This window comes from Altererythrobacter sp. (genome assembly GCF_050299635.1).
In the GTDB taxonomy this organism is placed as follows: domain Bacteria; phylum Pseudomonadota; class Alphaproteobacteria; order Sphingomonadales; family Sphingomonadaceae; genus Erythrobacter.
Window position 1 is genome coordinate 1 of the sequence record NZ_JBNKWF010000076.1, and the last position, 588, is coordinate 588.

General features: G+C 58.3%; 1 protein-coding gene. It reads left to right on the forward strand.

Annotation, left to right across the window (positions count from 1 at the left end; translation table 11 throughout):
- Window positions 1-21 precede the first annotated feature (21 nt).
- A partial coding sequence (locus ACQY6C_RS14905) for an alpha-L-fucosidase (protein ID WP_427970073.1) occupies window positions 22-588 on the forward strand: 567 nt, incomplete at its 3' end.

The following is a 588-nucleotide window of genomic DNA, read 5'->3' on the forward strand; positions in this document are numbered from 1 at the left end:
GCGGATTTTCCGGAAGTGCAGATGGATTTCAACATCGAAACCAACGGCCCGTTTGAGCCGGACTGGAATTCCATTTCCTCCAATGTTCCCGGCAACGGCACGCCGGCCTGGTTGCGCGAGGCGAAGTTCGGCATCTGGTTCCACTTTGGCCCGCAGGCGAACCTCGAAAGCGCTGACTGGTCTGCACAGGACATGTACCAGCAGGGTTCCTGGGTCTACAACAATCACCTAGCCAATTTCGGCCATCCCACCACGAACGGCTACAAGGACGTGATCAACGCATGGGATCCGAACCAGTACGATCCGGCCGCGCTGGCCCAGCTCTTCCACGATGCCGGCGCGCGTTTTGTGCTCGTGCAGGGCGTGCACCACGACAATTTCGACAACTGGAATTCGACCTACAATCCCTGGAACATTGTCAACTTCGGCGCCCAGCGCGATACCATGACCGAATGGAAAAGCGCCCTCACCAATCTCAACATGCACATGGGCGTGGCGTTCCATCACGAATACAGCTGGTGGTTCACGCAACCTGATTTTCTCAGCGACAGTTCGGGGCCGCTGGCCGGCGTTCCCTACGACGCCGTC